The sequence below is a fragment of the Pseudomonas sp. FFPRI_1 genome, from assembly GCF_055384485.1.
Window position 1 is genome coordinate 3,565,438 of sequence record NZ_AP029168.1, and the last position, 25,556, is coordinate 3,590,993.

Consider the following 25,556-nt stretch of genomic DNA (forward strand, 5'->3'; position numbering starts at 1 on the left):
TTGGCCAGCCCTGTGCATTCGAGGAATGAGTCGGTGAAAAGACTTGGCAATCTGCTGCTGCAGCGCCTGGCCCTGGGCCTGTTTTCGCTGTTCGCGGTGTCGGTGATCATCTTTCTTGCGGTCAGCCTGCTGCCCGGGGACATCGCCCAGGCCATGCTCGGCCAGGCGGCGACCCCGGAAACCGTGGCCGCCTTTCGCGCCCAGCTGGGGCTGGACCAGGCGCCGCTGGCGCGTTTCGGCCATTGGCTGTGGCAGCTGCTGCACGGCGACCTGGGGCTGTCCCTGGCCAACCAGCGGCCGATCACCGAACTGGTGGCGGCGCGCCTGGGCAACACCTTCAGCCTGGCGGCGCTGGCGGCGCTGGTCTCGGTGCCCCTGGCCCTGGCCCTGGGCATGCTGGCGGCGCTGTACCGCAACGGCTGGTTCGACCGGCTGCTCAATACCCTGGCCTTGAGCGCGGTGTCGTTTCCGGAGTTCTTTGTCGCCTACATCCTGATCCTGGTGTTCTCGGTCAAGCTCGGCTGGCTGCCGAGCCTGTCCGACCTGCCGCCGGACGCTTCCCTGGGCACGATACTGCAACGCTCGCTGCTGCCGGTGGCGACCCTGAGCCTGGTGGTGATCGCGCAGATGATGCGCATGACCCGCGCCGCGCTGATCAACCTGCTGGCCAGCCCCTACATCGAGATGGCCCGGCTCAAGGGCCTGCGTCCGTCGCGGATCATCCTGCGCCATGCCTTGCCCAACGCCCTGGCGCCGATCGTCAACGTGGTGGCGCTGAACCTGGCCTACCTGGTGGTGGGGGTGGTGGTGGTCGAGGTGGTGTTCGTCTACCCGGGGCTCGGCCAGTTGCTGGTGGACTCGGTGGCCAAGCGCGACATCCCGGTGGTCCAGGCCTGCAGCCTGATCTTCGCCGCCACCTACATCCTGCTCAATACCAGTGCCGATGTGCTGTCGATCGCCAGCAACCCGCGCCTGATGCATCCCAAGGGGTAGTCCATGAGCCTGTTGAAAACCTTGCTGCGGGCGCCCCTGAGTGCGCGTTTCGGCCTGCTGGTGATTCTGCTGTACATCCTCGTGGCGCTGTTCGCGCCGCTCTTGGCGCCTTATGGCGAAACCCAGGTGGTGGGCGAGGGCTTCGCGCCCTGGAGCAGCCAGTTCCTGCTGGGCACCGACAACCTGGGCCGCGACCTGTTCAGCCGCCTGGTGTACGGCGCGCGCAACAGCCTGGGCATTGCCTTCCTGACCACCGCACTGGCGTTTCTGCTAGGCGGCCTGGGCGGCCTGGTTGCCGCCTTGCGCGGGGGCTGGGTCGACCAGGGCCTGTCGCGTCTGGTGGATATCCTGATGGCCATTCCGCAGTTGATCTTCGCCTTGCTGATCCTCAGCGTGGTCGGCACCAACGCGGTTTCCCTGGTGCTGGTGATCGCGCTGCTGGACGCCACCCGAGTGTTTCGCCTGGCCCGGGCGGTGGCGATGAACATCGTGGTCCTGGATTTTGTCGAGGCCGCACGCCTGCGTGGCGAAGGGCTGTGGTGGCTGGTGACCCGCGAGGTCCTGCCCAACGCCGCGGCGCCGCTGATTGCCGAGTTCGGCCTGCGCTTCTGCTTTGTCTTTCTGTTCATCAGCGCCTTGTCGTTCCTCGGCCTGGGTATCCAGCCGCCGACGGCCGACTGGGGCAGCATGGTGCGCGACAACGCGGTGCTGATCACCTTCGGTGACTTCAGTCCGCTGCTGCCGGCCCTGGCGGTGGCGCTGATCACCGTCAGTGTGAATTTCGTCGTCGACTGGATGCTGCACCGGTCCAGCGGCCTCAAGGAGGGCTGAACATGGCCGAATCCCAAGCCAATCCGTTGCTGGAAATCCGCGGCCTGCGCATCGACGGCCATTACCAGGAGGCCTGGCATCCCCTGATCAAGGGCCTGGACCTGACCCTGCAACGCGGCGAAGTGCTGGGGCTGATCGGCGAGTCCGGTGCCGGCAAGTCGACCCTGGGCCTGGCGGCCATGGGCTATGTGCGTGATGGTTGCCGGTTCAGCGGCGGTTCGGTGCGCTTCGACGGCATAGAGCTGCTGCAGGCCCCCGAGGAAACCCTGCGCCGCCTGCGCGGCCTGCGCATCGCCTATGTCGCGCAAAGCGCCGCGGCTTCGTTCAACCCGGCCCAGCGGCTGATCGACCAGCACGTGGAAAGCGCGGTAGTCAACGGCGGGATCGAGCGCGCCCGGGCCGAAGCCGAGGCGGTGGAGCTGTACCGGTTGCTGCGCCTGCCGGACCCGGAACAGATCGGCCAGCGGTATCCGCACCAGGTCTCCGGCGGCCAGTTGCAACGGGTGATGACCGCCATGGCCATGGCCTGCCACCCGGACCTGATCATCTTCGACGAGCCGACCACCGCCCTTGACGTCACCACCCAGATCGAAGTGCTGGCGGCGATCCGCGACGGCGTCAGGACCTACGGCAGCGCCGCGCTGTACATCAGCCACGACCTGGCGGTGGTGGCGCAGATGGCCGACCGGATCATGGTCCTGCGCCATGGCCAGTTGGTGGAGCAGGCCCAGACCCGGCGCATGCTCAGTGATCCGCAGCAGGACTACACCAAGTCGCTGTGGGCGGTGCGCAGTTTCAGCACCGAGCCCAAGCCGCAACCGGCGGGTGAGCGCCCGTTGCTGGAGTTGCGCAAGGTCTGCGCTGCCTATGGCCGGCAACCGGTGCTGCAGGATGTCTCGCTGAGCCTGTACCCGGGCCAGACCCTGGCGGTGATCGGTGAGTCCGGCAGCGGCAAGAGCACCACCGCCCGGGTCATCAGCGGCCTGCTGCCCCCCGGGTCCGGGCAATTGCTGTACGACGGCCAGGCCTTGCCCCTGGATTACCGCCAGCGCAGCAAGGAGCAACTGCGGCGGATCCAGATGATCTACCAGATCCCCGACACCGCCCTCAATCCGCGCCAGCGCATCGTCGACATCCTCGGCCGGCCCCTGAGTTTCTACCTGGGGCTCAAGGGTCGGGCATTGCGGGCCCGGGTCGGCGAGCTGTTGGAGATGATCGAGTTGGACCCGGCGACCTACATGGAGCGTCAGCCCCGGGAGCTGTCCGGCGGCCAGAAACAGCGGATCTGCATCGCCCGGGCCCTGGCGGCCGAGCCGCAGTTGATCATCTGCGACGAAGTGACCTCGGCCCTCGACCAGTTGGTGGCCGAGGGCGTGCTCAAGCTGCTGGACCGGATCCAGCGGCAGCTGGGGGTGGCCTACCTGTTCATCACCCACGATGTGGCCACCGTGCGTGCCATTGCCGACCAGGTGCTGGTGATGCAGCGCGGGCGAGTGATGGACCAGGGCAGCCGCCAGCGCATTTTCACCCCGCCGTACCAGGACTACACCGGGCTGCTGTTTTCATCCGAGCCGCAGATGGACCCCGACTGGCTCGACCAGTTGCTGGCCCGTCGCGCCGCATCTTCCACCTTGCACGCTGTTTGAGGAATGTTCATGAAAGTGTTGATCGTCCACGCTCACCCCGAGCCGCAATCCTTTACCGCCGCCTTGCGCGACCAGGCGGTCGCCACCCTGGAGGCCCAGGGGCACCAGGTGCAGGTCAGCGACCTGTACGCGATGAACTGGAACCCGGTGGCCAGCGCCGAAGACTTTGCCGCCCGGGCCAACCCGGACTACCTGGTGTATGCCCTGGAACAGCGCCTGGGAGTAAAGAGCGCAAGCATTGCCGCGGACATCCAGGCCGAGCTGGACAAACTGCTGTGGGCCGACCTGCTGATCCTCAATTTCCCGGTGTTCTGGTTCTCGGTGCCGGCCATGCTCAAGGGCTGGATCGACCGGGTGCTGGTGTCCGGGGTCTGCTATGGCGGCAAGCGCTTCTATGACCAGGGCGGCCTGGCGGGCAAGAAGGCCCTGGTGACCCTGACCCTGGGCGGGCGCGAGCACATGTTTGGCGAGGGGGCGATCCATGGACCGCTGGAGGACATGCTGCGCCCGTTGCTGCGGGGCACTTTGGCCTATGTTGGCTGTGACGTGCTGGAGCCTTTTGTCGCCTGGCACGTGCCTTACATTAGCCAGGAAGCCCGCCAGGCATTCCTGCACAGCTACCAGCGGCGCCTGGAGCAACTGACTGACGAGCAGCCCCTGGTGTTTCCACGGCTGGAGCAGTTCGACGACGCCCTGTACCCGCTACCGGCCTGAACCGCCCGGGCGGCGCGCAAGCTGTGCGTCGCCCTTACCGACGCCTTCGCTGGCAAGCCAGCTCCTACGGGCCAGCCCCGGCGACGCGGAATCCTGTAGGAGCCGGCTTGCCGGCGAAGAGGCCCTTGAGCCGTGCATCGCCCATGCCGACGCCTTCGCTGGCAAGCCAGCTCCTACGGGCCAGCCCCCGGTCAACGCGGAGTCTTGTAGGAGCCGGCTTGCCGGCGAAGAGGCCCTCAAGCCATGCATCGCCCATGCCGACGCCTTCGCTGGCAAGCCAGCTCCTACGGGCCAGTCCTCGGAAAGGCGGAACCTTGTAGGAGCCGGCTTGCCGGCGAAGAGGCCCTCAAGCCATGCATCGCCCCTACCGACGCCTTCGCTGGCAAGCCAGCTCCTACGGGCCAGCCCCCGGCGATGCGGAACCCTGTAGGAGCCGGCTTGCCGGCGAAGAGGCCCTCAAGCCATGCATCGCCCATGCCGACGCCTTCGCTGGCAAGCCAGCTCCTACGGGCCAGCCCCCGGCGACGCGGAACCCTGTAGGAGCCGGCTTGCCGGCGAAGAGGCCCTTGAGTCATGCATCGCCCATGCTGACGCCTTCGCTGGCAAGCCAGCTCCTACGGTGATGGGGGGCGGTTGAGGGGGCGGTGGCAAACCCCGGGTTCAGAATCTCAGGGTCGCGCCGGTGGTCAGCCAGCGGTCGCGGCTTTCGGTCAGGTGCTGGCCGAAGATCAGGTCCAGGTCCAGGTCCAGGTGCTGGCCGAGGTGCAGCCGTGGCCCGGCTTGCCAGGCCTGTTCGCCGCCGCGCTGGCCATAGCGCTCGGCAATCAGGGTGAGGCTGGGCGCCAGGTCATATTCGACCCCGCTGCCCCAGGTCCAGCGGTGGCTCTGGTCGCCATCGTCGTAGGCGTGGGCCCAGCCGGCATTGAGGTTGAGGCGCAGGCTTGGGCTGGCACTGAAGGTCAGCGGCAGGCTCAGGTCGCCACCGTCGAAACTGTGGTTGCGGTTCAGCGCCCAGTGCGCCGAGCCGGCCAGGGCCAGTTGCAGGCCGAGGTCTTCGCGGTCCAGCAGGGCGATCTTGACTTGCGGGCTGAGCTGGGTCTCGCCCTGGCCATCGGCCTGCTGGCGCTGGATCGCCGCGCCCAGTTGCACCCAGGGCAACTGGCTGAAGGTGCAGGCCGGGGCAATCACGCTGTTGTGCTCGGAACGCTGGTGTCGCGTGCTCTGGTACCAGACGTCGACGTTGCATTCGCCGGGGGCGTTGATGGCGCCGTCATCCACCACATAGGCACCTCCGGCGGCCTGGGCCTTGGAGCACAGGGCCAGGGTGCCGGTAATGCCGCCGGTGAGGGCGAGGAACAGCAGGTTGCGCTTGAGCATGCGGCTTTTCGCGGCAGGCAGGTTGTGGCTGCGGGAGGAGCGATAAGGGCTGTGCTTGGACATGACGAATCTCACTCTGTGTAGGGGGCCGGGCCGGTTGGTCGGGGGCCGGCGTCAAGGGGCAGTGCGTGGGGGATCTTCAGTCATCCACCGTCAGGGTCTGGATGCCCCGGGCCCGGGCCTGGAGCAGCAACCCTTCGGTGTCTTCCCCGCCGGGCAGGGCGATGACGATGTCGGGGCGGCTGTCGCCGAGCATGAAGCTGTTGCGCAGGCGTTCGGCGTGCTTGCCATGGAGTTGCCAGTTGGGTGGGTAGCGGACGATGTCGGCCCCGGTTTCCCTGGCCCAGCCTTCGATATGGGCGCCGAGGAACTGACTGCCACCGTGGATCACCACGCGGATTTCGTGCAGCCGCTGGAAGGCTTCGAGCACCTGGCGGCACTGGCGGTTGTCGGCGTAGTAGCGGCCGGCACAGATCAGGACGCGCATCGGGCGGTCTCCTTGTCGGCGCGATCCGGGCGCTCCTCGGGCACCGGGTCGTTGAGGTAGCCGTGCTCGATGTCGCGCTCGCCGGCGCGCTCCAGGGCCGGGTAGGCCAGGGCGGCGATGTGGTGGTGGACCCGGCGGTAATCGCGCAGCAGGCGCTGGAAGATGTCGCCGGACTCGGCCCAGGCGCCCTTGTCTTCGCGCAGTTTGCGAAAGTGCTCGCGGCTGGCGGCGGCTTCCAGGCGACGCACGTTTTCCTTGCGTGCCACCAACTGGTGCGCGGTGTTCAGGTCTTCGCGCAGGAACACGGTGATCGCCAGGCTCAGGCTCTCCAGCAGTTCCTGGTGCAGTGGGTACAGGGTGCCCAGTTCGAACTCGGAGAACGGTTCGCCACGGCGCAGGCGCCGCACCGCCAGTTGCGCCAGGCTGGTGGACAGGATGTCGCCGGCGTGTTCCAGGTTGATCACCAGCAACAAGACCTCCTGGGAACGGTCGGCGTCCTGGTCGCTGATGCCTTCCTTGCCGATGTCCGCCAGGTAGGCACGGATCGCCGCGCTGAGCAGGTCCAGGGACTGATCGATCTGCCGTACCTGCTCGGCATGACTCAGGCTGGAGGTGCGAAACAGCTGCAGCACCCGATCGAGCATGCCCGAGAGCATGTCGGCCATGCGCAGGGCTTCACGTGCGGCGTTGGCCAGGCCGATGTTGGCCACCTCCAGCCCGGCTTCATCCAGGTACTGCGGCATGCCGGGGTCGGTGACCGGCGCCGGGGCCGGCAGCAGCCGGCTCAGCAGTTTGCCCAGTGGCTCGGTGAAACCGATGAACATCAACGCCAGCACCAGGCTGAAGGCACTGTGCAGGTACACCACCAGCAGCGCCGGTGGCAGTTGCTGGATCACCGGCCACTGCGCCAGGGCGGTGATCCACGGCAGCAGCAGGACCACCCCGACCAGGCGCACCAGCAGGTTGCCCAGGGGCAGGCGCCGGGCGACGTTGCCGCTGGCACTGAACAGCGATGGCAGGGTGCCGCCGAGGTTGACCCCGAGCACCAGCGCCATGCTGGTGACTGGCGACAGCAGGCCGGTGCCGGCCAGGGAGGCGATCAGCAACACCACCGCGACACTGGAGTGGCACATCCAGGTGAGGGCTACCGCCACCAGCAAGGCCAGCAGCAGGTCGCCATCGAGGCTGCTCATCACCAGCTGGAACACCGGCGTGCTTTCCACGGCGCCCAGGGTCGACCCCAGGAGCCCCAGGGCCAGCAGCATCAGGCCCAGGCCGATCAGTGCGCAGCCGATGCTTTCAAAGCGTGAGTCGTCGCGCAGGCGAAAGGTCATGAAGCCCGCCAGCAGCACTACCGGGGTCACCAGCGAGAGGTCGAGGCTGAGCAGCTGGACCACCAGGGTCGAGCCGATATTGGCCCCCAGCATGACCGCCAGGGCCGGGGCCAGGCCCAGGGTGCCGGCGGCAGTGAAGGAGCTGGCCATCAGGCTCACCGCGGTACTGCTCTGCAGCACGCCGGTGATGCCGACGCCGCAGAGCAGCGCCAGCCAGCGGTTGTTCAAGTGTTGTCCGAGCCATTGGCGCAGCGGGCTGCCGAAGCCGCGCAGGAGTGATCCGCTGATCATCTGCGAGCCCCAGAGCAGCAGCGCAATGGCGCCGGCCAGGTTGATCAAGAGTGTGGTGCCCGACATGAGTATTCTCCCGGGACTGTGTCAGGTTCAGGCAATCGCCAGCCGCAGGGAGGCGCGGGTGATGGCGGCGCTGAAACCCAGCAGAAATCGAACTTCAACCGCGCTCAGCAGGCCGCGGGCATAGAGCCGGATGCTCAAACGCGTGAGCAGGCGGGCGCAGCCGCTGAGGACAATGACCAGCAGCCCGCGCAGGGCGCGCTGCAAGCATGAAAAAGCCTTGAGGTACATGGCGATGCTCCTTGCAGGCGAACGGCGTCAGCCTCGGCAGGGCGTGAGCGCGCCGACGCTGAACGGGTCGTTCTCTGGCTGTGCGGCGCGGCCGGCGGTGGCCGGTCGCGCCTGTCCCACTAAGGCTTCAAGCCCTTAGAACCACTGCTTGAAGCGGCGGATGTACAGGGTCTTCATGGTCTGGGCGACCACGCAGTAGGCGAGCAGGGTGCCCACCAGCCAAGGGAAGTATTCCCACGGCAACGGCACCAGGCCGACCATGCTGCCCAGGGGCGAGAAGGGCACGTAGATCCCCAATGCCATCACCAGCCCCGTGGCCAGCATCACCGGCAGGGCTGCGGTGCTCTGGATGAACGGGATCTTGCGGGTGCGCAGCATGTGCACCACCAGGGTCTGCGAGAGCAGGCCTTCGATGAACCAGCCGGACTGGAACAGGGCGGCCATTTCCACGCTGTTGGCGGCGAACACGTACCACATCAGGGCGAAGGTGGTGATGTCGAAGATCGACGAGGTCGGCCCGATCCACAGCATGAAGCGCCCGATGTTCTTGGCGTCCCACTTGCGCGGCTTGGCCAGGTACTCCTTGTCCATCTTGTCCCACGGCAGGGCCAGCTGGGAGAAGTCGTACATCAGGTTCTGCAACAGCAGGTGGATCGCCAGCATCGGCAGGAACGGGATGAAGGCGCTGGCCACCAGCACCGAGAACACGTTGCCGAAGTTGGAGCTGGCGGTCATGTTCAGGTACTTCATGATGTTGCCGAAGGTCTCGCGACCCTTGATCACCCCTTCCTCCAGCACCATCAAGCTCTTTTCCAGGAGGATGATGTCGGCCGATTCCTTGGCGATGTCGGTGCCGCTGTCCACCGAGATACCGACGTCGGCATCGCGCAGGGCCGGGGCATCGTTGATCCCGTCGCCGAGAAAGCCGACGGTGTGGCCATTGGCTTGCAGGGCCTTGAGCACCCGGGACTTCTGCAGCGGAGTGAGCTTGGCGAATACGCTGCGCTCTTCCACCAGGCGGGCGAGGGTCTGGTCATCCATCAGCTCGATGTCGCGACCCAGCAGCGGCTCGCCGGCTTCCAGGCCGACTTCGCGGCAGATCTTTGCGGTGACGATGGGGTTGTCGCCGGTCAGCACTTTCACCGTTACGCCGTTGTCGCGCAGGGCGGCAATCGCAGGGCCTGCGGTTTCCTTGGGCGGATCGAGGAAGGTCAGCAAGCCTTCGATGACCAGGTCGCGTTCGTCGCGGGCGCTGTACTGGGTCTGCGTCTGGTCCCGGGGCAGGTCGCGGGTGCCCACCAGCAGCACGCGGAAACCGTCACGGTTGTAGTCTTCGGCGAGGCTCAGCAGGGCGGCGCGGCGTTCGTCGTCGAGCTTGCTGGCGACTCCGTCCTGGCGGACCCAGGTGGCGGTTTCCAGCATCTCTTCCACGGCGCCCTTGCACACCAGCAGGTGATGGCCGCGGGCATCGGCGAGGATCACCGACAGGCGCCGGCGGACGAAGTCGAACGGCAGCTCATCGACCTTGCGCCAGGCCGCCGGCGGGGTGAAGTGCGGGTTCTCTTCGGCGAAGCTGACTACCGCGCGGTCCATCAGGTTCTTCATGCCGCTCTGGTGGTAGCTGTTGAGCCAGGCCAGTTGCAGCACTTCATCGCAGCGGCTGCCGCTGATGTCGACATGGTGCTCGAGGATGATCCGGTCCTGGGTCAGGGTGCCGGTCTTGTCGGTGCAGAGCACATCCATGGCGCCGAAGTTCTGGATCGCGTTGAGACGCTTGACCACCACCTTGCGCTTGGCCATGGCCGCGGCGCCCTTGGCCAGGTTGGCGCTGACGATCATCGGCAGCATTTCCGGGGTCAGGCCGACGGCCACCGCCAGGGCGAACATGAAGGCTTCGGCCCAGTCACCCTTGGTGAAACCGTTGATCAGCAGGACGATGGGCACCATCACCAGCATGAAGCGGATCAGCAGCCAGCTGACGCTGTTGACCCCGCGGTCGAAGGCGGTTTGTGAGCGCGAGCCGACGATGGAGCGGGCCAGGGAGCCGAAGTAGGTACGGGCACCGGTGGCCACGACCACTGCGGTGGCGGTGCCGCTGACCACGTTGGTGCCCATGAAGCAGATGTTCGGCAGGTCCAGCAGGTCCTGCTGGTCAGCCGCCTGGGCATGGGCGGACTTTTCCTGTACTGCGCCCAGGGTGTCGTACTTTTCTACCGGCAAGGCTTCGCCGGTCAGCACCGCCTGGCTGATGAACAGGTCACGGGATTCGATCAGGCGGATGTCCGCCGGGATCATGTCGCCAGCGGACAGGCGGATGATGTCGCCCACCACCAGGTCGCGCATCGGCACTTCGCGCACCCGGGACTGCATGCCCATCTGTTCGCGACGTACCACTGCCGCGGTGGTGCGAACCATGGCCTTGAGAGCCTCGGCGGCCTTGGCCGAGCGATGCTCCTGCCAGAAACGCATCAGGCCGCTGGCCAGCACCATCACCAGCACGATGATGACCCCGGTGAGATCGGTTTCTTCGCCGGCCTGCAGCGGCAGCCAGAAGTCGGTGAAGAAACTGATACCGGTCAGGGCCATCAGCACATAGATGAAGGGGTTGTTGAAGGCTTGCAGCAATTGCACCAGGGCGTGGGGCGGACGGTCGTGGGCGACCTCGTTGTGGCCATCCCGTTGCAGGCGGCCTTCGGCGTCCAGTTCAGTGAGGCCTGCGGTGGTGGAGTTGACGTTGGCCAGGGTCACGGCCAGGCCGTTCTGGGCTTCGCGAGCGGCGCGCATCGACAGTTTGTTGCTGTCGCTGCTGGCGCTTTGGTTCCGGGGCGTTGCGTTCTTTACAGTCATATCGTGTGCTCCTGCCGCCTGACTGCGGCACAACACACCAACAACTCAACTAATTAAAGGCGAGCGCAAGTATGTCGAGCCGCAGGTTAGCGATCGATTCGGATCTTGGCGTTTTTCAGGTTTTAACGTTCGCTGCTCAAACAATGAAGTTGAATGAGCAGCGAACCTACTACTGGCCTCTTCCATAACTTTCTCCGGCAAGTTTTATAACTGACAGGCAATAGGATTCCACCGAATTCCCAACTAAGGATTTCGCTTGGAAACAACGGAAGATATCCGCTGATTTAAGGCTAAGTGCGCGCCCCGAGGTACAGGCCGACGATCAGTCCGGCCTGCTGCCAGAGCAGGGCTGCGCCCCGACTCTGCGGGTCCTGGCTGTCATCGAGGCTCCAGCGTTGCTGCAACTGGCCACTTTTCGGGCAGACACGCCAATTGGCCCGCAGGGCGGTGGCGCTGGCTGGCGATGGGGAAGAGAAAGGCGAGCGGGCCAGGGCCTTGGGCTCCCGGCACAGCTTGACCCGCATGGTCGCGGCAAAGGCGCGCACACCGGGCATTACAACAGAAGAAGAGAAGTTCATAACATTTGCCTCGCGACCGGACTGGTACCGGGGAGGCAAGTTACGTTGGAGCGTCAAGCCCTAGCGCAGCTTACCCGACCGCGGAGTCGAGTCCCGTCATTTTCAGGGTTTAATGCCTGGCTCTGCGCAGCGGCAGTGACCAGACAGCGTCTAGATACTGTGTCCATTGGCTTCTTTAGTGAGTTGAACAAGGGCCGGATTTACCGGCCCGCGCAATTTACTCAGGAGGGTCCCCCGAGTCAAGGCTAAATTGCCTTGAATCTTTATTTGGCGATGAAGTTTCAGCTGAGGTTCAGCTTAAGGGAAGAGTTCACTTGCGCGGGCGTGGCGGATATATAAGGGATATAACGAAAAAGTGCTCATGACGGAGGGGCGTCATGAGCACTGGATATAACTTCGCGGATTATCAGTTCAGCAAGTGCCGGGATATATCCTTGTAAGTGTTGCTGTCGGTGGCGGCCATCAATTGCCGGCCATCCTTGAGGGTGCCGATGAAGGTCACTTCGTTTTCCGTGCCGGCCATCAGGTAGCCGGCAATTGCGCCCACCGGCCCCAACAGCATGGCACCGGCAATGCCATAGCCAAACGCGTCCTTGTTGGCGATGGGGCTTTCGGTTGCGATCTCCAGGCTCTTGAAGGCCGATGCCTTGATCTCGACGCCGGCGCTGTTGAGCACCGTCTTGAGCCTGAAGGTGCCATGCCGGTACTCACCGGCACCCTGCAGGAAATCGCCCGATAGAACTTCAATGTTTGCCATGTTGAATCATCCTTATCCAAGCATAACGAGACGGACCATTGGGCCCCTGGTCAGCGGGGGCGTCAACGGGGTTGCGATGAAGGGTGCTACCGCCAGTCAGCGATCTTCATGTCCTGAGCCTCGGTCAGGATCCTGCGTTCAATGCTGATCCAGATCAGGGCTGTGAGAGTTTGTAGCAGGGGCTGGCGGCTGGACCCTGATGTTCCGACCAGTGGCGGGCGCAGCGGGCAGAAAATTACGATGTTAAAAAATGTTAGATCGAAAAAGCTCTTCACATAATCCGTTCATTGGTGGATGATCGTTCACAGCCAAAGTTCAACCTGATAACAACAGCAACAGGATGGCCAAGATGATCAGTTCGCTCCTGCCTCTATCGGCACCTGTCCGGGGTGCCCTGCACCTTCCGGGCTTGCCGTCTGGCACGTCGCCTGTTGCCGCTGCCTGTTTTGCAATTGCCGGACCTGCAATCCGGATTTCCCTGTCCTGCCCGGTTCTTGCCTGGCGCCTGTCCGGCGCGGCACAGTCCTGGGCTATTTCTGGAGTCCCCCATGAATAACAACAATGTCGGCGTCATCGGTCTTGGCGCCATGGGCCTGGGCATCGCCCGTTCGCTGTTGCGCAGCGGGTTCAAGGTGCACGCCTGCGACGTCCGTGCGGCGGTCACCGAGCAGTTCGCTGCCGAAGGTGGAGTGGCCTGCGCCTCGGCGGCGCAACTGGCGGGCGAGTGCGATGTGATCATCAGCGTGGTGGTCAACGCCGAGCAGACCGAAAGCGTGCTGTTCGGCGAGGGCGGGGCGGCAGCGGCACTGCGCCCCGGCAGCCTGGTGATCGGCTGCGCCACCGTGGCCCCGACCTACGCCGTGGACCTGGGCCAGCGCCTGGAAGGCCTGGGCCTGCTCTACCTGGATGCGCCGATCTCCGGAGGGGCGGCCAAGGCTGCCGCCGGCGAGATGACCATGATGACCTCCGGCCCGGCCGCCGCCTACGCCAAGGCCGAAGCCATCCTCGCCGGCATGGCCGGCAAGGTCTACCGCCTGGGGGATGCCCACGGCCTGGGCTCCAAGGTCAAGATCATCAACCAGCTGCTGGCCGGGGTGCACATTGCCGCGTCTGCCGAAGCCATGGCCCTGGGCCTGCGCGAAGGGGTCGACGCCGACGCCCTGTACGAGGTGATCACCCACAGCGCCGGCAACTCCTGGATGTTCGAGAACCGCGTGCCCCATATCCTCAAGGCCGACTACACGCCACTGTCGGCAGTGGACATTTTCGTCAAGGACCTGGGCCTGGTGCTGGATACTGCCCGGGCCAGCAAATTCCCCCTGCCGTTGTCGGCCACCGCGCACCAGATGTTCATGCAGGCCTCCAGCGCCGGTTTTGGCCGTGAGGACGACTCGGCGGTGATCAAGATCTTCCCGGGTATCGAGTTGCCCGTGGCCAAGCCCGATGCCGTTTGAGGAGCCTGTGATGAGCACTTCCAATCCGCGCCCGTTGCTGGGCTGCATCGCCGATGACTTCACCGGCGCCACCGACCTGGCCAACATGCTGGTGCGCGGCGGCATGCGCACGGTGCAGAGCATTGGCATTCCCAGCGCCGAGGTCGCCGCTGGCCTGGACGCCGACGCGCTGGTGATCGCGCTGAAATCCCGCACCACCCCGGTGGGCGAGGCGGTGGCCGAATCCCTGGCGGCGCTGCAGTGGCTGCGGGAGCAGGGCTGCGAGCAGATCTTCTTCAAGTACTGCTCGACCTTCGACTCCACCGCGGCGGGCAATATCGGCCAGGTCAGCGAAGCGTTGCTCAAGGCCCTGGGAGGCGACTTCACCCTGGCCTGCCCGGCGTTTCCGGAAAATGGCCGGACGATTTTCCGCGGCCACCTGTTTGTCCAAGATCAACTGCTCAATGAATCGGGCATGCAGCATCACCCGCTGACGCCGATGACCGACGCCAACCTGGTGCGCGTGCTGCAGGCGCAGACCACCCTGCCGGTGGGCCTGCTGCGCTATGACAGCGTGGCCCGGGGCGTGGACGCGGTGCGGGCGCAGATCGCCGAACTGCGGGGCAAGGGCATCGCCATGGCGATTGCCGATGCGCTGTCCGACGCCGATCTCTACACCCTTGGCGCGGCCTGCGCCGACCTGCCGCTGTTGACTGGCGGTTCCGGGCTGGCCCTGGGCCTGCCGGAGAACTTCCGTCGTGCCGGCAAGCTGCGGGACTTGGATGCCGCGAGCCTGCCGCCGGTGGGCGGGGGCGAAGTGGTGTTGGCCGGCAGTGCCTCGGCGGCCACCAATGCCCAGGTGGACGCCTGGCTTGAGGCCGAGCGTCCGGCCTGGCGCGTCGATCCCTTGGCCCTGGCGGCGGGGGAACCGGTGGTGGCCCAGGCCCTGGCCTTTGTCCAGGAGCAGCAGGACACCGTGCTGATCTACGCCACCAGCACCCCGGAGCAGGTCAAGGCGGTGCAGCGCCAGTTGGGCGTCGAGCGCGCTGGTGCCTTGGTGGAGAACGCCCTGGGCGAGATCGCCCGGGGCCTGCGGGACAACGGCGTACGGCGTTTTGTGGTGGCCGGCGGCGAAACCTCCGGTGCGGTGGTCAAGGCCTTGGGGGTGCGGCTGTTGCAGATCGGTGCACAGATCGATCCCGGGGTGCCGGCCACGGTCAGCAGCGGCGGCGAGCCCCTGGCCCTGGCCTTGAAGTCCGGCAATTTCGGTGGGCGCGACTTTTTCGCCAAGGCCCTGGGCCAACTGGCCGGAGGTCAGCCATGAGCCGCGAAAGCGCCCTGCGCGAGGAAATCTGCGACGTCGGCCGCAGCCTCTATCAGCGCGGCTACACCGTGGGCAGCGCCGGCAACATCAGCGCCCGGCTCGACGATGGCTGGCTGATCACCCCCACCGATGTCTGCCTGGGGCGCCTCGATCCGGCGGCCATTGCCAAGGTCAACCTGGCGGGGGAGTGGGTCAGTGGCGACAAGCCGTCCAAGACCCTGGCCCTGCATCGCCAGGTGTATGACCGCAATCCCGGCGTGGGCGGGGTGGTGCACACCCATTCCACCCACCTGGTGGCATTGACCCTGGCCGGGGTCTGGCGCGACGACGACATCCTGCCGCCGCTGACCCCGTATCAGGTGATGAAGGTCGGGCACATTCCATTGATCGGCTACCAGCGTCCGGGGTCGCCCAAGGTCGCCGAACAGGTGGCGCTACTGGCCAACCGCGTACGCGGCGTAATGCTCGAACGCCTGGGCCCGGTGGTCTGGGAAAGCAGCGTGTCCAAGGCCAGCTATGCCCTGGAGGAACTGGAGGAAACCGCGCGCCTGTGGCTGATGAGCCAGCCGCGTCCGGAGCCCCTGGATCAGCACGCCCTGGATGAACTGCGGGATGCGTTCGGCGCCGCCTGGTAATCACTGACAACGCTTCACGTCAAGCCGCCCCCGGGAGCGCCATCGCGCTCTCGCGGGGAGCGGCTTGCCGGTAAAAAACAATAACAACAGGACATCCCGAGATGAATGACTGCACAGGCTTTACGGGTTCCAGCACGCTCTGCCACTTACGCCAGCAACCTTGTGGGGGGCTGTCGTTATGAGCCCGCTGATTCTGATGATCACCGCCGGGGCCGGCATCGCCCTGTTGCTGTTCCTGGTGCTCAAGTACAAGTTCCAACCCTTTGTCGCCCTGATGCTGGTGAGCATCCTGGTGGCCCTGGTGGCCGGGGTGAAACCGGCGGACCTGGTGGCCACCATCGAAGGCGGCATGGGCAAGACCCTTGGCCACATCGCCATCATCATTGCCCTGGGCGCCATGATCGGGCGCATCATCGAACTGTCCGGGGGCGCCGAGGCCCTGGCCAAGACCCTGATCGAGCGCTTCGGCAACCGCCGTACGCCCCTGGCCCTGACCATCGCCGGCTTCATCATCGGCGTGCCGGTGTTCTTCGAAGTCGGGGTGATCATCCTCATGCCCCTGGCCTACGGCGTGGCCCGCAGTGCGCGCAAGCCGCTGCTGGTGTTCGCCTTGCCGATGTGCGCCGCGCTGCTCACCGTGCACGCCTTCCTGCCGCCCCACCCGGGCGCGGTGGCGGCGGCCAGCCAACTGGGCGCGGACCTGGGTCGGGTGCTGATGTTCGGCCTGCCGCTGACCGCGCTGCTGTGCTACGTCGGCTATCGCGTGGCAGGGCGCATGACCCGGCGCAACTACCCGATGACCGACGACATCCGCGCCGAAGTCTATGGCCCCCACGTCACCAATGAAGACCTGGCGGCCTGGAACAACGGCTCCGAGCAACCGGCCAGCCCGCAGGCGGTGGCCGCCGTGGCGCACATGGGCCTGGAGGAATCCACCGGCAGCCTGGCGGCGAAACTGCCGCCGGCGCCACCCCCGGGGTTCGGCCTGATTGTCAGCCTGATCCTGCTGCCCATCGTGCTGATCCTGCTGGGCACCCTGGCCACCTCCCTGTTGCCACTGGAGTCCACCTTGCGTGGGGTGCTGACCGTACTCGGCGCGCCGCTGGTGGCGCTGCTGCTGGACACCTTGCTCTGTGCCTGGCTGCTGGGCTCACGCCGCGGCTGGAGCCGCAGCCAGGTCTCCGACGTGATCGGCTCGGCCTTGCCCGGGGTGGCCATGGTGATCCTGATCGCCGGGGCCGGCGGGGTGTTCGGCAAGGTGCTGGTGGACACCGGCATCGGTGCGGTGGTCTCCGACATGCTGCGCACCACCGGCCTGCCGGTACTGGCCCTGGGCTTTCTGCTGACCATGTTGCTGCGCGCCGTACAGGGCTCCACCACTGTGGCCCTGGTGACCACCGCCGGGATCATCGCGCCGCTGATCGCCACCCTCAACCTGAGCCCCAACCACATGGCCCTGCTGTGCCTGGCCATGGGCGGTGGCGGGCTGGCGATGTCCCATATCAACGACGCCGGGTACTGGATCTTCACCAAGCTGGCCGGGCTCAACGTCGCGGACGGCCTGCGCACCTGGACCGTGATCACCACCTTGCTCGGCACCTTGGGGTTCTGTATTACCCTGCTGATCTGGCCGTTTGTCTGACCTTTTGTCCCTGGAGTTCCCATGCCTCGTTTTGCTGCCAACCTCAGCATGCTCTACCCGGAACATGCCTTTCTCGATCGTTTCGCGGCCGCCGCGGCCGATGGCTTCACCGCCGTGGAGTACCTGTTTCCCTACGACTACAGCCCCCAGGAGCTGAAGCAGCGCCTGGACGACCACGGCCTGCAGCAGGCCCTGTTCAACGCCCCGCCCGGTGACTGGGCGGCGGGGGAGCGGGGCATCGTTTCCCTGCCCGGGCGCGAGCAGGAGTTCCGCCAGGGGTTCGACAAGGCCCTGGAGTACGCCGCAGTGCTGGGCAACTCGCGGGTCCACGTGATGGCCGGCCTGCTGCCCTCGGAAAGCGTCCGCGCCCGCCATCACGGGGTGTACCTGGAGAACCTGGCCTACGCCACGGCCCAGGCGGCCAAGGCCGGAGTCACGGTGCTGCTGGAGCCGATCAACACCCGGGACATGCCGGGCTTCTTCCTCAATCGCCAGGACCAGGCCCAGGCCATCTGCAAGGAAGTCGGCGCCGCCAACCTCAAGGTGCAGTTCGACTGCTACCACTGCCAGATCGTCGAGGGCGACCTGGCGGTGAAGCTGCGTCGCGACCTGGCCGGCATCGGCCATATCCAGATCGCCGGGGTGCCGGATCGCCACGAGCCGGACCTGGGCGAGCTGAACTATCCCTACCTGTTCCAACTGATGGACGAGCTGGGCTACGACGGCTGGGTCGGTTGCGAATACCGCCCCCGTGGCGACACCTCCGTCGGCCTGCAATGGCTGCGGGACTGGCAGGCGCGCTAAGCGGCTGCTGCCCCTTGGCGCCTGCCGCGCCAGGGGGCCTCTCCCATAACAACAAGCACAGGAGTTTTCCCATGCAGCGTTTTGCCTGCCGGGCCGCGCTCGGCCTGATTTTGTCCCTGGGCGGTATGGCGCTGGCCACGGCCGCGAGCTTGCCGCCGGCCACCGAGGGTGATTGGCTGGCACCGCAGTTCACCTTTCACAACGGCGAGCAGTTGGCCAACCTGAAGCTGCACTACATCACCCTAGGGGACCCCAAGCATCCGGCGATCCTCTATCTGCATGGCACCTACCGGCCGGCCAGCGACCTGCTGAGCAAGGATTTTGGCGGTGAACTGTTCGGCCCTGGGCAACCCCTGGATGCCAGCAAGTACTACATCATCGCCACCGACGGCATCGGCGTCGGCCAGTCGAGCAAGCCTTCGGACGGCCTGCGGGCGCGCTTTCCCCAGTACAACTACGAGGACATGGTCCAGGCCCAGTACCGGCTGCTGACCGAAGGGCTGGGGGTCAAGCACCTGCGGCTGATCATCGGCAATTCCATGGGCGGCATGCAGACCTGGATCTGGGGCCAGAAGTGGCCGCAGATGATGGACGCCCTGGTGCCCATGGCTTCCCAGCCCGGGGAAATGTCCTCGCGCAACTGGATGATGCGCCGCCTGCTGGTGGAGTCGATCAAGCAGGACCCGGCCTGGGAGCAGGGCAACTACCGGCAACAGCCGCCGTCCCTGCGCCTGGCCAATGCGCTGTTCGCCACCGGCACCAGCGGCGGCACCCTGGCCTATCAGGCCCTGGCGCCGACCCGGGCCCAGGCCGACCAATTGGTGGAGGAGCGCCTCAAGGCCAGCCAGAGCGCCGATGCCAATGACTTCATCTACCAGTGGCAGTCTTCGGCGGACTACAACGCCGCGCCGGGGCTGGGCAAGATCCAGGCACCAGTGCTGGTGATCAACGCCGCGGATGACGAGCGCAACCCGCCGGAAACCGGCACCCTGCAAGCGGCGCTGAAACAGGTGAAAGATGCTCGCCTGCTGCTGATTCCCGCCAGCGCCGAAACCCGTGGCCACGGCACCACCGGCATGGCTCGGTTCTACGCCCGTGAACTGGGGCTGTTCATGGCCGAGACTGAACCAAGCCGCTAGCGGCTCACGGAGGCCCCTCGCCACAGGGGGGGCTATCGCTGGCTCAGGACTGTGCCGGCAGCAGCAGTTCCACGCCATGCTTGCGGATCCCGTCCGCCGCCGCGGGGGCCAGGGCGGCGTCACTGATGATGATGTCGAACTGCGCAAGTTCGGCGATCTTGTACATGCTGAAGGTGCCGTACTTGGAGCTGCTGGCCACCAGTACCACCTGGGTCGCCGACTGCATCGCCACCTGCTTGACCTCGACCTTCAGCGCCGAGGGCGTGGTGATGCCGCGGCGCAAGTCCCAGGAACTGGTGGAGATGAAGGCCACGTCGGTCACCATCTGACGCAGGGTGGCCACCGCCAGCCCGCCGACACAGGAGTGGTTGGAGTGGTCCAGCTGCCCCCCGGTATGGATCACCGTCACCTGGGGCGCGTCCATCAGGGCCTGGGCCACGCCGAAATCGTTGGTCACCACAGTCATCCCCGACAGGGCCTTGATGTAGGGCACGATTTCCAGGGTGCTGGTACCGGCGTCCAGGTAGACGGTCATGTCCGCTTGCAGCAGGCTCGCCGCCAGCTTGGCCATGGCCTGCTTCTGCGGCAGCTCCACCACCGCCTTGGACTGATGGCTGGGCTCGCTGTGCAATTGGCTGGCGATGCGCACCCCGCCGGTGACCGAGTGGGCCCGGCCTTCCTGCTCCAGCAGGGCGATGTCGCGGCGCACGGTCATGTGCGAACAGTCGAACATCTCCATCAACTGGTGCACGCTGAGCACCTGGTGCTTGCGCAACTGGCGCAGGATCTGTTCGCGACGCTGCTCGGGAATCATCGGCGTAGCGCTGTCGCTGGCGATGTCCTTGGGGTTGGGCATGGGGGCTCCGAAGCAGACTGCGGCTGATGGCGAAAGGGCTGAGCATAGTAGCGAATCCGTGCCCTGGAGAGGAGCCCGCAATGGCCTGGCGCGGCCAAATCCGCTAGCCGTCGGTTGTTCCGGGCGCTACCCTGGCGGCCCCGCGGATCGTGGGGACCGGTTGGAGCCGCCGATGAGCGACGACGAAGAGTTTTTCCAGGGCCGCCTCGGCCTCAGCACAACGTGGCGAGAAATGCGCATGAGCCATTGGCTGCACAACCCCAGGCTGGTGGAACGCGCTAGCGCGAGGGTGCTGCTGGACCTGCAGGGCAGCCTGTGGGACCTGCTCTCCAGCCATGAATCCGCCACGGCTCTGGAGCTGTCGCTGCGCCGCTATCCCGGCGATCACCCCGCCTTGACCTTGCGCATCGAGGCCATGGATTTCAGCCTGTGGCTCGGCGCGCAGCGGCTTGAGCCTGCATAGGTAGAACCGGCCCTGGAGGCAGCCTGGCAATTGCAGCGCCAGTAGACGGATCAGGACTGCTGTTCATGCAGTTGGGCGTAGGCCTCGGCCTCCAGCTCGCCGTTGCCGGTGAGCGCCTGGCCGGCTTCGTTGTACAGGGCAAAGTCATGCTGCAGGCCGCCGACACTCGCTGCGCCGTCCAGGCCCAGCAGCAAGGTGTAGAGCTGGTCGGTGAGGGCGCAGTCGAGCAATGCCAGGACCTGGGCCTGTTGCTCGGCGGGCAGCGCGAGGTCGCGCAGGAGCCCAGCGGCGCGGGAGCCCGGGGTGTCCTGAAGCTGGTCCAGGTAGTGCTGTTTTTCTGCAACCCAGTGGGTCACCAGGGTTTTCGCATTCATGCCGGGTTCAATCCTCTGTGGCGTGGTAACGGGCCTGGTCGATATGCCAGCGCTGCTTGATCTGCAGCAGGCTGCCATCGCGTTTCATGGCCTCCAGTGCCTGTTGCCAGCGCGCCACCTGGGCGGCGTCGACCTTGGGCGAAAAGGCAATGTAGGCGTCCTGGTGCATCAACGGCATCTGGTAGCGCAACTGGTCGGCCCGCAAACCCTCTTCGGCGGCAAAGGTGTTGACGCTCATGGTGTCGGCCACCACGTATTGCACGCGGCCCACCTGCAGCAGGCGCATCATGATTTCCGGGCTGTCGACGCCCCACAGGTTTTCCACGCCCTGTTGCTTGAGGTAGCTGTAGATCAGCCACCTGCGGGGCACGGCAATCTGCCCGCGGGTCTGGCTCAGGTCGGTGACCGGCTGGTCATCGCTGTCGCGGGTATAGAGCGCGGTCTCGGTCTGCATCAGTGGGCCGACCCACTGGTAGCGCGCTTCACGCTCGGGGGTGCGCAGTACGGTAAACACCGCAGTGTCGGGGTTTTCTCCGGCATCGCGCAGGGCACGCAGCATCGGCCGTTGCTGTACCGTCACCTGGTCGCCGCTGCGCTGCGCCAGCGCGTGGACCACATCGACCCCGAACCCCACGATCCGCTCGCCCTGCTGGAAATGCAGCGGCGGGTGATTGTCGGTCAGTAGCCGCAGTTCCGCTCCATGGGCCCAGAGGCTCACAAGTGGCAACAGCGCCCCCAGAATCCGCTTCATCCAGTGACCTTGGCAGTGAAAAAAGACAGAGCTTAGTACGACTCGCCAGTGGCTGTCGCGAGAAAATCCAGACGCTCTGGGCCGGCGCTCGACAGTGGCTGCCAGCTCAGGTTTTTTTCTTCGTGACAGTCCTCTGGGCCCTTGGTCGCAGGTATTCTTGCGCGGCCTTTTCAGAATGGAATCTTTCGATGTTTTCAGCCTTTATCCGTCCTCTGCAGGTCAGCGGCCTGGCGCTTGCCGCCCTGACCTGTGCCACGGCCCTGCAGGCCAGCAGTTTCGACTGCCGCAAGGCCGCCAGTGCCAGTGAAAAGGCGATTTGCGCCGACCCTTACACCGCCGGGCTGGACCGCCAGCTGGGCGAGGCCTGGACCGCGACCCTGGCCCAGTCCAGGGACCCCAAGGCGCTGCGCCTGGATCAGCGTCAGTGGCTCCGGGAGCGCGACCAGTGCGCGGCCCAATTGGCCTGCCTGCGCGGGGCCTACCTGAGCCGCCTGAGCGTGCTGCGCTACATCAACCTGCCGTTCAATTGGCAGGGCACCTGGCAGCGGGTGTCCATCAGCCCGTTCTACGCCGGGGACCTGGTGATCCAGCAGCAGGGCACGGACCGCCTGAGCTTCGATCTTTCAGCCATGGGCGGAGCCAACTCCGGCGCGTTGCACGGCAAGGCACGGATCAAGGGTGGCCAGGCCAGCTACAGCGTCGAGGGTTGCACGCTGGTGTTCCGCGCCCGCCAGGGGCTGCTGGAGGTGGACCAGCAAGGCGATGCCTTTGCCTGTGGCGCCGGTAGCGGGGTGGTTTACGACGGGCTCTATGTGCCCAGCAAGCAGGCCCTGGCCAATCAGTACAGCCTCTTGAGCATGGCGCTGGTGCGCACCGAGAGTGAAGATCGCCAGGCGCGGCAGTTGCTCAAGGACGACTACCAGACCCTGCTGGACAGCGGCTCGGTGTTTGTCGACCAAACCGCTGCCGGCCAGACTTCTGCCGATCTGCCGGGCGCCGAGGTCACCGATATGTGGCTGCGGGGACTGGCGGACACCAATGCGGCGATTTTCGTGCGCAGCGCCCAGGGCCAGTTGTGGGTGGCGCTGTTGAAGGTGACAGGCCCCGGGGACGAGGTGCGGGTGCGCTACTACACCAGCGTGCCGGAGTGGAAGGAAAGCCTGCCGGACGTGGTGCAGAACTGGTACGAGGAACGCACCAAGGGCAAGCGCCTGGAGGTGGACATGATGCCTTGACCCTCCAGGCCCCAGCCGTGGTGGCAAGCGCGACGGGGGCGGGGGCGAGGAGATTTCGCCGGGCGGATGCTGTGGCGCATCGGCGCAACTGCTAGAGTCTCGCCCCTGGCAGGGTGCCCTGCGCTTCCGGCAGGCCATGGACGCAGGGTAAAAGCCGGGTCCTGCCGGGCAAATTCGATCGGTTGGTGACGCGAAGCCATCGCGAGCGTCTACGACTTAGCAAGTGACACTGCCGCCGCCGTCATCGGCGTCTGGCACATTGAAATTGGGAGATTCTGTATGGTCATCAAACCCCGCGTTCGCGGCTTTATCTGTGTGACGACCCATCCGGTGGGTTGCGAAGCCAACGTCAAGCAACAGATCGATTACGTCACCCAGCAGGGCGCCATCGACGCAGGGCCGAAGAACGTACTGGTACTCGGCGCTTCCACCGGCTATGGCCTGGCGGCGCGGATCACCGCAGCGTTCGGCTGCGGCGCCAACACCCTCGGGGTGTTCTTCGAGCGCGGCAGCGTTGACGGCAAACTGGGCACTGCCGGCTGGTACAACACCGCGGCGTTCCACAAGTTTGCCGAGGAAAAGGGCCTGTACGCCAAGAGCATCAATGGCGACGCCTTCTCCGATGCAGTCAAGGCCGAGACCATCGAGACCATCAAGCGCGACCTGGGCAAGATCGACCTGGTGGTCTACAGCCTGGCCGCGCCGCGCCGCACCCATCCCAAGACTGGTGAAGTGCTGACCTCGACCCTCAAGCCCCTGGGCAAGTCCGTGACCCTGCGCGGTGTCGACACCGACAAGGAAATCGTCAAGGAAACCACCCTGCAGCCGGCGACCCAGGAAGAGATCGACGGCACCGTGGCGGTGATGGGCGGCGAAGACTGGCAGATGTGGATCGACGCGCTGCATGAAGCCGGGGTCCTGGCCGAAGGCGCGAAGACCACCGCCTTCACCTACCTGGGCGAGAAGCTGACCCACGACATCTATTGGAACGGTTCCATCGGCGAAGCCAAGAAGGACCTGGACCAGAAAGTCATTGGCATGCGCCAGCAACTGGCCGACCTGGGCGGCGACGCTCGCGTTTCGGTGCTCAAGGCCGTGGTGACCCAGGCCAGCTCGGCGATCCCGATCATGCCGCTGTACCTGTCGCTGCTGTTCAAGGTGATGAAGGAGCAGGGCAGCCACGAAGGTTGCATCGAACAGGTCTACGGCCTGTACAAGGACAGCCTGTACAACAGCGAGCCGGTGATCGACCAGGACGGCCGCCTGCGTGCCGACTACAAGGAACTGCAACCGGCGGTCCAGGACCGGGTCAAGCAGCTGTGGGACCAGGTCACTAGTGAGAATCTCTACGAGATGACCGACTTCGTCGGCTACAAGCAAGAGTTCCTGCGCCTGTTCGGTTTCGAGATCCCGGGGGTCGACTACGAAGCCGACGTCGATCCGGACGTGAAGATCAACAACCTGATCCAGCTGTAATCCTGACGTAGCGTTTCACTGCAACGCCCCTCAAGCCTGAGGGGCGTTGTCGTTTCTGCTCAGGCCAACTTCACGTTCATGGTGATCTGCGCCGTGAACACGGCCTGGTCCTCCTCGTTGAAGGCGGTTACCGCCACCACCTTGTCGCCGGCACTGGCCCAGTCCACGGCGCTGCCATCAGCCACCGTACGCACGCTGCCCTTGGCCTTGGCCAGGTATTGCACGCTCATGCCCTTGGGAATCCAACGCGCGCCGGCGGGAATGCTGGCGTCGGTCATGACCCCGGCCGCCAGTTCCGCGGCGTTGCACAGGGCGATGGCGTGCACCGTGCCCAGGTGATTGGTGATCTCCCGGCGAAACGGCAGGCGCACCTGGCAATGGCCGGGCTGCAGCTCGTCGATCAACGGGTTGATGGTGGCGAAGTAGGGCGCCATCTGGCAGGCCATCTGGGTGAATTTTTCCGCGCCGGCGGAATTGAACATGCTGAGCACCTGACTCATGGAAATGCCTCTTGCAGGGTTATCGGGATTAAACAGAATAATATTCTGTAAAAGAACAATATTCTGCTAACGGAAAATCTGTCAAGCTGCCAGGCCTGTGCAAACCGGGCCGAGGGGCCCGCTTCCGTGAACCTGCGAGGACCTGCCAAGCCATGCCGGATACCCAACTGCTGGAGCGCCGCTACCCGGGGCGGCGCGCCGAACTCAAGCGCGCGATCCTCAAACAGGCCCTGGTGAGCTTCAACCAGCAAGGCCTGGAAGCCACCACCATCGAGATGATCCGCGCCGAATGCGACACCAGCGTCGGTGCCATCTATCACCACTTCGGCAACAAGGAAGGGCTGGTGGCGGCGCTGTTCTTCGCCGCCCTGGAAGACCAGGGGCAATTGCGCGACCAGTACCTGGAGCCGGCCGGCACGTTGCAGCAGGGGGTCCAGGCTTTGGTCCACAGTTATGTGGACTGGGTCGACCAGCAGCCGGAATGGGCGCGCTTTCAGTTCCAGGCGCGCTTCGCCGTGGCCAAGGGGCCGTTCGCCGAGGAACTGGCGAACCGCAACCGGCTGCGCAACCGCACCCTGCTGGGGTGGATGAAAGAGCGCTCCGAGGATGGCCTGCTGCAGCGCTGGCCGGCGGAACTGGTGCCTTCGTTGATCGTCGGCCCGGCGGAGAACTACTGCCGGGCCTGGTTGTCCGGGCGGGTCCAGGCAAGCCCCGCAAGCTACCGCGAACAGCTGGCGGCGGCGGCCTGGCGCTCCCTCGGCGGCGCGCAGTAGCG

Annotated in this window: 25 protein-coding genes; 14 read left to right on the forward strand and 11 right to left on the reverse strand. The window is 65.6% G+C overall.

Annotated features, from left to right (window positions below):
* Positions 1 to 33: 33 nt before the first annotated feature.
* Genes ACZ5BO_RS15980 through ACZ5BO_RS15995 form a run of 4 tightly spaced genes read left to right on the forward strand, consistent with a single transcriptional unit; the run spans position 34 to position 4,184 of the window.
* The gene (locus ACZ5BO_RS15980) at positions 34 to 993 is read left to right on the forward strand and encodes an ABC transporter permease (RefSeq protein WP_025128267.1); all 960 of its coding nucleotides are present in this window, start codon (positions 34 to 36) and stop codon (positions 991 to 993) included.
* A 3-nt stretch (positions 994 to 996) separates the two neighbouring features.
* The gene (locus tag ACZ5BO_RS15985) at positions 997 to 1,824 is read left to right on the forward strand and encodes an ABC transporter permease (RefSeq protein WP_464700962.1); all 828 of its coding nucleotides are present in this window, start codon (positions 997 to 999) and stop codon (positions 1,822 to 1,824) included.
* Between the two features lie 2 nt (positions 1,825 to 1,826).
* Positions 1,827 to 3,470 (forward strand): ABC transporter ATP-binding protein, encoded by a 1,644-nt coding sequence (locus ACZ5BO_RS15990; protein ID WP_464700964.1) that lies wholly within the window; start codon positions 1,827 to 1,829, stop codon positions 3,468 to 3,470.
* Between the two features lie 9 nt (positions 3,471 to 3,479).
* On the forward strand, positions 3,480 to 4,184 hold the full coding sequence (locus ACZ5BO_RS15995; RefSeq protein WP_464700966.1) for an NAD(P)H-dependent oxidoreductase: 705 nt from the start codon (positions 3,480 to 3,482) through the stop codon (positions 4,182 to 4,184).
* Between the two features lie 660 nt (positions 4,185 to 4,844).
* Here the strand turns inward: ACZ5BO_RS15995 and ACZ5BO_RS16000 are convergent.
* From ACZ5BO_RS16000 to ACZ5BO_RS16030, 7 genes are all read right to left on the reverse strand, one after another.
* Positions 4,845 to 5,624 (reverse strand): hypothetical protein, encoded by a 780-nt coding sequence (locus tag ACZ5BO_RS16000; protein WP_464700968.1) that lies wholly within the window; start codon positions 5,622 to 5,624, stop codon positions 4,845 to 4,847.
* A gap of 76 nt (positions 5,625 to 5,700) precedes the next feature.
* Positions 5,701 to 6,048: a DUF2493 domain-containing protein gene (locus ACZ5BO_RS16005; RefSeq protein WP_025128272.1), complete on the reverse strand. Its 348-nt coding sequence runs from the start codon at positions 6,046 to 6,048 to the stop codon at positions 5,701 to 5,703.
* On the reverse strand, positions 6,036 to 7,739 hold the full coding sequence (locus ACZ5BO_RS16010; RefSeq protein ID WP_464700971.1) for a Na/Pi cotransporter family protein: 1,704 nt from the start codon (positions 7,737 to 7,739) through the stop codon (positions 6,036 to 6,038). Before ACZ5BO_RS16010 ends, ACZ5BO_RS16005 begins: the two co-directional genes overlap by 13 nt.
* A gap of 27 nt (positions 7,740 to 7,766) precedes the next feature.
* Positions 7,767 to 7,967, reverse strand: coding sequence for a hypothetical protein (locus tag ACZ5BO_RS16015; protein ID WP_025128274.1), 201 nt, complete (start codon positions 7,965 to 7,967; stop codon positions 7,767 to 7,769).
* 135 nt (positions 7,968 to 8,102) lie between these two features.
* Positions 8,103 to 10,814 (reverse strand): magnesium-translocating P-type ATPase, encoded by a 2,712-nt coding sequence (gene mgtA / locus ACZ5BO_RS16020; RefSeq protein WP_025128275.1) that lies wholly within the window; start codon positions 10,812 to 10,814, stop codon positions 8,103 to 8,105.
* A 290-nt stretch (positions 10,815 to 11,104) separates the two neighbouring features.
* Positions 11,105 to 11,392 carry a hypothetical protein gene (locus ACZ5BO_RS16025; RefSeq protein ID WP_025128276.1) on the reverse strand — a complete coding sequence of 96 codons (288 nt, stop codon included), beginning with the start codon at positions 11,390 to 11,392 and terminating at the stop codon, positions 11,105 to 11,107.
* A 406-nt stretch (positions 11,393 to 11,798) separates the two neighbouring features.
* Entirely contained in the window at positions 11,799 to 12,149 is a 351-nt protein-coding gene (locus tag ACZ5BO_RS16030; protein WP_025128277.1) for a hypothetical protein, read from the reverse strand.
* 548 nt (positions 12,150 to 12,697) lie between these two features.
* On the opposite strand from ACZ5BO_RS16030, the gene ltnD reads away from it, so the two are divergent.
* From ltnD to ACZ5BO_RS16060, 6 genes are all read left to right on the forward strand, one after another.
* Positions 12,698 to 13,603, forward strand: coding sequence for an L-threonate dehydrogenase (gene ltnD / locus ACZ5BO_RS16035; protein WP_025128279.1), 906 nt, complete (start codon positions 12,698 to 12,700; stop codon positions 13,601 to 13,603).
* Positions 13,604 to 13,613: 10 nt separating this feature from the next.
* Positions 13,614 to 14,906, forward strand: coding sequence for a 3-oxo-tetronate kinase (gene otnK / locus ACZ5BO_RS16040; RefSeq protein WP_464700974.1), 1,293 nt, complete (start codon positions 13,614 to 13,616; stop codon positions 14,904 to 14,906).
* Positions 14,903 to 15,541, forward strand: a complete 639-nt coding sequence (gene otnC / locus ACZ5BO_RS16045; RefSeq protein WP_464700976.1) for a 3-oxo-tetronate 4-phosphate decarboxylase — start codon at positions 14,903 to 14,905, stop codon at positions 15,539 to 15,541. The genes otnK and otnC overlap by 4 nt, the downstream gene beginning before the upstream one ends.
* Positions 15,542 to 15,719: 178 nt before the next feature.
* Positions 15,720 to 17,183: a GntT/GntP/DsdX family permease gene (locus ACZ5BO_RS16050; protein ID WP_025128282.1), complete on the forward strand. Its 1,464-nt coding sequence runs from the start codon at positions 15,720 to 15,722 to the stop codon at positions 17,181 to 17,183.
* 21 nt (positions 17,184 to 17,204) lie between these two features.
* The gene (gene otnI, locus ACZ5BO_RS16055; RefSeq protein ID WP_464700979.1) at positions 17,205 to 17,987 is read left to right on the forward strand and encodes a 2-oxo-tetronate isomerase; all 783 of its coding nucleotides are present in this window, start codon (positions 17,205 to 17,207) and stop codon (positions 17,985 to 17,987) included.
* Between the two features lie 71 nt (positions 17,988 to 18,058).
* Complete coding sequence (locus ACZ5BO_RS16060) at positions 18,059 to 19,126, forward strand: alpha/beta fold hydrolase (protein WP_464700981.1); 1,068 nt, start codon at positions 18,059 to 18,061, stop codon at positions 19,124 to 19,126.
* Between the two features lie 43 nt (positions 19,127 to 19,169).
* Here ACZ5BO_RS16060 and ACZ5BO_RS16065 read toward each other — a convergent pair whose 3' ends face one another.
* Positions 19,170 to 19,982: a DeoR/GlpR family DNA-binding transcription regulator gene (locus ACZ5BO_RS16065; protein WP_025128285.1), complete on the reverse strand. Its 813-nt coding sequence runs from the start codon at positions 19,980 to 19,982 to the stop codon at positions 19,170 to 19,172.
* Between the two features lie 172 nt (positions 19,983 to 20,154).
* Here ACZ5BO_RS16065 and ACZ5BO_RS16070 point away from each other — a divergent pair, with 172 nt between their 5' ends.
* Positions 20,155 to 20,445 carry a hypothetical protein gene (locus tag ACZ5BO_RS16070; RefSeq protein WP_464700983.1) on the forward strand — a complete coding sequence of 97 codons (291 nt, stop codon included), beginning with the start codon at positions 20,155 to 20,157 and terminating at the stop codon, positions 20,443 to 20,445.
* A gap of 50 nt (positions 20,446 to 20,495) precedes the next feature.
* On the opposite strand, the gene ACZ5BO_RS16075 is transcribed toward ACZ5BO_RS16070, so the two are convergent.
* Positions 20,496 to 20,819 (reverse strand): hypothetical protein, encoded by a 324-nt coding sequence (locus ACZ5BO_RS16075; protein ID WP_025128287.1) that lies wholly within the window; start codon positions 20,817 to 20,819, stop codon positions 20,496 to 20,498.
* Positions 20,820 to 20,826: 7 nt separating this feature from the next.
* Positions 20,827 to 21,570: a substrate-binding periplasmic protein gene (locus tag ACZ5BO_RS16080; RefSeq protein WP_464700985.1), complete on the reverse strand. Its 744-nt coding sequence runs from the start codon at positions 21,568 to 21,570 to the stop codon at positions 20,827 to 20,829.
* Positions 21,571 to 21,758: 188 nt separating this feature from the next.
* On the opposite strand from ACZ5BO_RS16080, the gene ACZ5BO_RS16085 reads away from it, so the two are divergent.
* A complete protein-coding gene (locus ACZ5BO_RS16085; RefSeq protein WP_464700987.1) occupies positions 21,759 to 22,805 on the forward strand; it encodes a lysozyme inhibitor LprI family protein in 1,047 nt (348 codons plus the stop codon).
* Between the two features lie 279 nt (positions 22,806 to 23,084).
* Complete coding sequence (gene fabV / locus ACZ5BO_RS16090; protein ID WP_025128290.1) at positions 23,085 to 24,281, forward strand: enoyl-ACP reductase FabV; 1,197 nt, start codon at positions 23,085 to 23,087, stop codon at positions 24,279 to 24,281.
* A gap of 59 nt (positions 24,282 to 24,340) precedes the next feature.
* Here the strand turns inward: fabV and ACZ5BO_RS16095 are convergent, their stop codons facing one another.
* The gene (locus ACZ5BO_RS16095; RefSeq protein WP_025128291.1) at positions 24,341 to 24,781 is read right to left on the reverse strand and encodes a hotdog fold domain-containing protein; all 441 of its coding nucleotides are present in this window, start codon (positions 24,779 to 24,781) and stop codon (positions 24,341 to 24,343) included.
* A gap of 152 nt (positions 24,782 to 24,933) precedes the next feature.
* Here ACZ5BO_RS16095 and ACZ5BO_RS16100 point away from each other — a divergent pair, with 152 nt between their 5' ends.
* Positions 24,934 to 25,554 (forward strand): TetR/AcrR family transcriptional regulator, encoded by a 621-nt coding sequence (locus tag ACZ5BO_RS16100; RefSeq protein ID WP_025128292.1) that lies wholly within the window; start codon positions 24,934 to 24,936, stop codon positions 25,552 to 25,554.
* Positions 25,555 to 25,556 lie beyond the last annotated feature (2 nt).

Excerpts from the sequence above, each read along its gene's own strand:
- ACZ5BO_RS15985 (WP_464700962.1), top strand. The coding sequence starts at position 997 with ATGAGCCTGTTGAAAACCTTGCTGCGGGCGCCCCTGAGTGCGCGTTTC.
- ACZ5BO_RS15990 (WP_464700964.1), top strand. The coding sequence starts at position 1,827 with ATGGCCGAATCCCAAGCCAATCCGTTGCTGGAAATCCGCGGCCTGCGC.
- ACZ5BO_RS15995 (WP_464700966.1), top strand. The coding sequence starts at position 3,480 with ATGAAAGTGTTGATCGTCCACGCTCACCCCGAGCCGCAATCCTTTACC.
- ACZ5BO_RS16000 (WP_464700968.1), bottom strand. The coding sequence starts at position 5,624 with ATGTCCAAGCACAGCCCTTATCGCTCCTCCCGCAGCCACAACCTGCCT.
- ACZ5BO_RS16005 (WP_025128272.1), bottom strand. The coding sequence starts at position 6,048 with ATGCGCGTCCTGATCTGTGCCGGCCGCTACTACGCCGACAACCGCCAG.
- ACZ5BO_RS16010 (WP_464700971.1), bottom strand. The coding sequence starts at position 7,739 with ATGTCGGGCACCACACTCTTGATCAACCTGGCCGGCGCCATTGCGCTG.
- ACZ5BO_RS16015 (WP_025128274.1), bottom strand. The coding sequence starts at position 7,967 with ATGTACCTCAAGGCTTTTTCATGCTTGCAGCGCGCCCTGCGCGGGCTG.
- mgtA (WP_025128275.1), bottom strand. The coding sequence starts at position 10,814 with ATGACTGTAAAGAACGCAACGCCCCGGAACCAAAGCGCCAGCAGCGAC.
- ACZ5BO_RS16025 (WP_025128276.1), bottom strand. The coding sequence starts at position 11,392 with ATGAACTTCTCTTCTTCTGTTGTAATGCCCGGTGTGCGCGCCTTTGCC.
- ACZ5BO_RS16030 (WP_025128277.1), bottom strand. The coding sequence starts at position 12,149 with ATGGCAAACATTGAAGTTCTATCGGGCGATTTCCTGCAGGGTGCCGGT.
- ltnD (WP_025128279.1), top strand. The coding sequence starts at position 12,698 with ATGAATAACAACAATGTCGGCGTCATCGGTCTTGGCGCCATGGGCCTG.
- otnK (WP_464700974.1), top strand. The coding sequence starts at position 13,614 with ATGAGCACTTCCAATCCGCGCCCGTTGCTGGGCTGCATCGCCGATGAC.
- otnC (WP_464700976.1), top strand. The coding sequence starts at position 14,903 with ATGAGCCGCGAAAGCGCCCTGCGCGAGGAAATCTGCGACGTCGGCCGC.
- ACZ5BO_RS16050 (WP_025128282.1), top strand. The coding sequence starts at position 15,720 with ATGAGCCCGCTGATTCTGATGATCACCGCCGGGGCCGGCATCGCCCTG.
- otnI (WP_464700979.1), top strand. The coding sequence starts at position 17,205 with ATGCCTCGTTTTGCTGCCAACCTCAGCATGCTCTACCCGGAACATGCC.
- ACZ5BO_RS16060 (WP_464700981.1), top strand. The coding sequence starts at position 18,059 with ATGCAGCGTTTTGCCTGCCGGGCCGCGCTCGGCCTGATTTTGTCCCTG.
- ACZ5BO_RS16065 (WP_025128285.1), bottom strand. The coding sequence starts at position 19,982 with ATGCCCAACCCCAAGGACATCGCCAGCGACAGCGCTACGCCGATGATT.
- ACZ5BO_RS16070 (WP_464700983.1), top strand. The coding sequence starts at position 20,155 with ATGAGCGACGACGAAGAGTTTTTCCAGGGCCGCCTCGGCCTCAGCACA.
- ACZ5BO_RS16075 (WP_025128287.1), bottom strand. The coding sequence starts at position 20,819 with ATGAATGCGAAAACCCTGGTGACCCACTGGGTTGCAGAAAAACAGCAC.
- ACZ5BO_RS16080 (WP_464700985.1), bottom strand. The coding sequence starts at position 21,570 with ATGAAGCGGATTCTGGGGGCGCTGTTGCCACTTGTGAGCCTCTGGGCC.
- ACZ5BO_RS16085 (WP_464700987.1), top strand. The coding sequence starts at position 21,759 with ATGTTTTCAGCCTTTATCCGTCCTCTGCAGGTCAGCGGCCTGGCGCTT.
- fabV (WP_025128290.1), top strand. The coding sequence starts at position 23,085 with ATGGTCATCAAACCCCGCGTTCGCGGCTTTATCTGTGTGACGACCCAT.
- ACZ5BO_RS16095 (WP_025128291.1), bottom strand. The coding sequence starts at position 24,781 with ATGAGTCAGGTGCTCAGCATGTTCAATTCCGCCGGCGCGGAAAAATTC.
- ACZ5BO_RS16100 (WP_025128292.1), top strand. The coding sequence starts at position 24,934 with ATGCCGGATACCCAACTGCTGGAGCGCCGCTACCCGGGGCGGCGCGCC.